The sequence below is a fragment of the Oleiphilus sp. HI0123 genome (assembly GCF_001635315.1).
This window is the reverse complement of record NZ_LWGE01001197.1, coordinates 1-4,321: the sequence shown is the minus strand read 5'-3', so window position 1 is coordinate 4,321 and position 4,321 is coordinate 1. Positions and strand designations below refer to the sequence as shown.

Genomic DNA, 4,321 nt, shown 5'->3' with positions numbered 1-4,321 from the left:
CCTGGTTTCGGTTTGCGCGACTGGAGGCCCCGCCTACATAAGTATGGCTATTTTTCAATCGAGTCTGACCCCATTGAAAAAATGCTTTAAGGCATTTGGATTTGGCTTCCGCCTTGGCCCGGTACGACGATCTGAGAAGCCTGCTCACGACGCATTTCTTGAAGTTCTTTCATTGTATCTTCAAGCGACTTGTTTGCTGCTTCGCCAAAGTTAGCTGCCGCTTGACCCAGAGTAGAACCTTGAAGTTCGAAGTTCAAAGGAAGTGGTCCAGCTGGCGTCATCATTTGAGTGCTGCCGATAAACAGAACGGGTCTAGCGCTGTCTGCGTCGCCATTTGCATCGACAGGTGTCATGCGACGAATAGTGCCGACTTTGTTGTCTGTATAGACTTCTTCAAGATAAAGTTCATCAGGGTTCATGCTTATTTCAGGCGCGTTGTCGCTCATAATATTTCCTTAGTACGCTGTAGTCTGTATTGATGTGCCCGCTATCCTATCATGAAAATTGAAAAGCACGGGGCAATTTTGATAGGAAATAGCCAGCCTTTACTGGCGGCCTTGCTCAATCATAGTTCTCATTTGTTGGGCCTTGTCGGTATCGTTTTTCTTAAGGGCCGAGTCGAGTAAGTACCGGAGAATTTTTTCTCGCTGGATTTGCTTGAGATCGTCAGTTGCCTTGGAGGTTTTTTTAGCTAGTTTATCTTTTAGTATTTTATTGAGTAGGGATATAAACTTGTTTGTTATGTTCTGATCCAGGAAGGCTTCAATATCAAGAGGTAGAATAGCGTGGTGATCATTCACCCATAGTTTGAAGAAACGCTTGGCTTTAGTTTCTTCTCGCCCCTGCAGCTGCAATAGTAATTTACTATACAGTGCTCTGTAGGTCGTAACGGCTTCACTACGCTGCTCTGAGTTGTCATCAATTGTATCGAGCAGGCGCACCAGACGCTGGTGCATATGCTCCATTAGTTTGAGCATTTTGTCCGCGTCAGAATAGTGATCCAAAGCGTTTAGCTCGTCTAGAAAGCGCTCGATTTTTGCGAAAAAGTGTTTAACCTGCCGTTGGCTGAACAGTTTTTCAGGTTTGCGTGTTAACTCGGTTATCTGGCTTTTCAGTCCTGAGTAATCTAGTTCGCCTTGATTTAAGGATGCCCTGAGCACATAGCGTTCGAATAGCTCACTGTCCTTGCTCAATAAAGATAAGAACTCTTTTGCTAGGTTCTGTTTATCTTGACTAAGCAGGTAGGCAAGTACCCGGCTTTTGTCGGGGCCTTTGGCGAGAGATGATATTTGCTGGGTATTCCGGTTAACATGCAGACAGAGTGCTGCGCAATGTGGGCAGAAGTCAAAGCCATCAGACTCTGGACATTGGCAGGCACCTTCGACTGTATTATTCCGATAATTGAGCTTGACCTCAAAGCCATTTATTTTAGCTTTGGCAGTTGTCTTGTTTGACTCAAGCCCATCTATGAGAAACTGTTCCAGCTGCTGAAGAAGTTCATCAAACCGTAATTCACCAATCAACTTGGCAAGTTGTTCGTGGGGGATGATCGGCGGGTGTTGATCTTGTAAGGGCATCTAATCTAATTATCCAGGCCGAGAGAGTCTGCAGACATGATATGAGCGCTTTCTTCCTCTTCGCTATATTGTATGACCAGTTTGCCTTGCTTTAGCGCCTGTTGCACCTGAGACTTTCTTGTTTCCAAAGGGGCTTCGACATCATTGAGTCCCCAGTCTCTTAAACAATAGTCGTTTATTAGGCCATCTAATGCATCCGGGCTTAAAAAAGAGGGGTCGATAATCATGTTAGAACCTGGTGCATAAGAGTATATGTTTTACTTATTCCGGCTAAGAAAGCTTGGCACTCATACGTACCCTGGATTTATTTGCACGAGAACGCGTTGTACGTTTTCTCTTGTCTTGACCAACTTTAAGAACTTGCACTGGAACGCCGTTCAATACAGAGGTGCCGCTCAGTTTGTCTACATATCTGTCGTCTGTTAGATCATTGACACTAACCCCGGGCCGCTTGCTTGCAACAGATAGCATTGAGCCTTCGCGCTGGTGCCCCCAGCCGTGAGGAATGCTGACAACGCCCGGCATGATATCTTCAGTTAACTCTACTTCAATCTCAAGCTGTCCAACTCTGCTACTTACGTGAGCGAGTTCTCCGTTTTTAAGTTGTACTTGTTTCGCGTCGTCAGGGTGGATCATCAGAGTACAGCGATTTTTACCTTTTACCAGGCGCCTGCTGTTATGTAGCCAGGAATTGTTAGAGCGGACGTGACGCCTGCCAATTAATAAGAGTTGTCCGTTTTCGGCTTTGTGACTGTCAAGCAGTTGCTCGCCGCGTTTACGTAGGCGAGTCATATCTTTTAAGTAAGTATTCGGTGCGAGTCGAATTCGTTTCTTCACGCTGTAGAGCCGTTCGGGTAGGCGAGATTGCAAGGGGCCTAAGTCGATACCGTGAGGGTAATTAAGTAAAGAGCTAACACAAAGGCCTTTGCTCAAACTTCTGTTTTGAGAACCATAAGGGCTGAGATCCAGAATCTTCCGGGCTGGGTGTTTGCTTGGTAAGAACCCCTGTAAGGCATCGACCAGGAAACGCCCTGCTTGGCTAGTGCCAGGGAGCTGCGTACCATAAGGGCCGGTACGAAGGATGATATCCAATAAGCCGTCGGGTCCTAAGCGCTTCAGTGATTGGTAAGAAAATTGTTCACCAATAATTTGCTTAATAGAGCCTTTGCCAAGTCGGTGCTGAAGCTCAAGCGCTATTTGCCAGTCATGACGAGCAGACTTATCTACCTCGAATAAGGCGGGTGAGTATTTAGCGACATTCCGAACACCAAGCAGGTTAAAAACAATATCATAATGAGACTGCTCCAAAGGCGCAGTCGGAGGCAGGATAATATCGGCATGCTTTGAGGTTTCATTGATATAAAAATCAATAGAAACCATGAAATCCAGCGAATCGAGGGCTTGATCAAGGTGCTGACCATTCGGGCTGCTGAGCACAGGATTGCCAGCCATGACGATCATCATTTTTATCTGCTCATCACTAGGCAAGAGGATTTGGTCAGCCATGGTGCTGGCAGGCAATTCTCCACCAAATTCCGGTAGACCTGAAAGGCTCTGATAACGATTATAATGGCCTTTTTGGCCTGTCCATGCTGCTAGCTCAACCATATCTGCTGCGGGTTTGCTAAACATTAAACCGCCGCGCTCATCCATATGGTTTGTCAGAATATTTACCACATAAACTAACCAGGTCGCCAGGCCACCAAACTCCTGAGTTGAGGTGCCCATTCTACCGAACAGGCAAGCCCTTGGGGTGGTAGCCAGTTTGCGGGCTAGTGTTCTGATATCTTCGGCGGTAACACCTGTAATGCTGCTCACGTGCTCTGGGTTGAAGTCGGACGAGATAAGCTGTATTTCGGCGATCCCTTCAAGATGGCTTGATAGCCGGCCTGTCTCGATTAAATTCTCATTAAATAAAGTGTTAATAATTCCGAGTATCAGGAAGGCATCGGTACCGGGTTTGATGAATAAATGCTCGGTACTTGTTTTGACTGTTTCAGTCTTTCTTGGGTCAAGTAGAATCACCTCACCGCCACGCTTAATGATTTTCTTGAGCCTTGCTGAATAGTCAGGCGCGCTCATTAAACTACCATTTGATGCTGCCGGATTACTGCCGAGAAGAATAAACAAATCCATATGATCAATATCAGGCACTGGGAATAAATATTGATTCCCAAACAGTTCCAGATTTGCCTGCATATGCGGTAGCTGGTCATTGGAGGTGGCAGAAAATTTATTGCGGGTACGCAGTGCTTTCAGCAGCATTGGTGCAAATAGAATATTGCCGTGATGATGGGTGTTCGGATTACCAAGGTAGGCACCTACAGCATTTTTACCGTGCTGTTGTTGAATATCACCAATTTTGTTTGCAACTAAATCAAACGCTCTGTTCCAAGTGATGGGTTTCCAGCCATCTTTGGTTTTTAGCTGTGGAACTTTAAGCCGGTCCGGGTCTTCTTGTATATCTTTTAAGGCGAGCGCTTTCGGGCAAATATGGCCTTTGCTTAACGGGTCATCAGGATCGCCCTTTATAGAGATAATCTGTGCGTCTTCAACTTTGATCGCGACACCGCACATTGCTTCACAAAGGTTGCAGGTGCGGTAATGAGTAAAAGCGTCTGAGCTAGGCATAGATTTGATCCGTCATTGAATGGGTGCTAAGAGTGAATGTACACCACTATTGTTGTTATTGAACAGCTAGTCAGGATTATATGCCTGCCATAAACGAGAAGTCTAGACGATTA

General features: G+C 45.9%; 4 protein-coding genes. All 4 read right to left on the bottom strand.

Annotated elements, in window-relative coordinates:
- Nucleotides 1-86: 86 nt before the first annotated feature.
- The 4 genes from A3761_RS13365 to A3761_RS13350 all read right to left on the bottom strand — a co-directional run bounded on the left by A3761_RS13365 (nucleotide 87) and on the right by A3761_RS13350 (nucleotide 4,208).
- Nucleotides 87-446, bottom strand: coding sequence for a hypothetical protein (locus A3761_RS13365; protein ID WP_068509277.1), 360 nt, complete (start codon nucleotides 444-446; stop codon nucleotides 87-89).
- 99 nt (nucleotides 447-545) lie between these two features.
- Nucleotides 546-1,577 carry a hypothetical protein gene (locus A3761_RS13360; RefSeq protein ID WP_068509275.1) on the bottom strand — a complete coding sequence of 344 codons (1,032 nt, stop codon included), beginning with the start codon at nucleotides 1,575-1,577 and terminating at the stop codon, nucleotides 546-548.
- Nucleotides 1,578-1,582: 5 nt separating this feature from the next.
- Nucleotides 1,583-1,804 carry a YheU family protein gene (locus A3761_RS13355; RefSeq protein WP_068509273.1) on the bottom strand — a complete coding sequence of 74 codons (222 nt, stop codon included), beginning with the start codon at nucleotides 1,802-1,804 and terminating at the stop codon, nucleotides 1,583-1,585.
- A gap of 43 nt (nucleotides 1,805-1,847) precedes the next feature.
- Nucleotides 1,848-4,208, bottom strand: a complete 2,361-nt coding sequence (locus tag A3761_RS13350; protein WP_068552963.1) for a molybdopterin oxidoreductase family protein — start codon at nucleotides 4,206-4,208, stop codon at nucleotides 1,848-1,850.
- Nucleotides 4,209-4,321 lie beyond the last annotated feature (113 nt).